This is a genomic window from Mesorhizobium sp. WSM4837, from assembly GCF_055811435.1.
This window is the reverse complement of sequence record NZ_JBVVQE010000259.1, coordinates 1-371: the sequence shown is the minus strand read 5'-3', so window position 1 is coordinate 371 and position 371 is coordinate 1. Positions and strand designations below refer to the sequence as shown.

Genomic DNA, 371 nt, shown 5'->3' with positions numbered 1-371 from the left:
GCTTTACGCTGGCCGGCGCCGATCATCCGATCGTTCCGGTCATGCTCGGCGATGCGACGCTGGCGCAGGAGATGGCGGCCCGCATGCTGCAGCGCGGCATCTATGTCATCGGCTTTTCGTTTCCGGTGGTGCCGAAGGGTCAGGCGCGCATCCGCACGCAAATGTCGGCCGCCCATTCCAGCGCCGATATCGACCGGGCGGTCGAGGCGTTCGGCGCGGTCGGGCGCGAACTTGGTGTGATTTCCTGAACGGCCGGAAGCGAAAAGTGATTCCGGATCAAGAGTTTCAAGGGAAAAAAGAATGTCGAACATGATGAAGGCGCTGGTCAAGGCCAAGGCCGAGCCGGGCATCTGGATGGAAGAAGTGCCGGT

The 371-nt window shown here is 62.0% G+C and carries 1 protein-coding gene; it reads left to right on the top strand.

All coding sequences use genetic code 11. The annotated features are described in order from the left end of the window. On the top strand, positions 1 to 248 hold a 248-nt coding region (locus AC0L3D_RS37005), incomplete at its 5' end, for an aminotransferase class I/II-fold pyridoxal phosphate-dependent enzyme (RefSeq protein ID WP_473647576.1). Positions 249 to 371 lie beyond the last annotated feature (123 nt).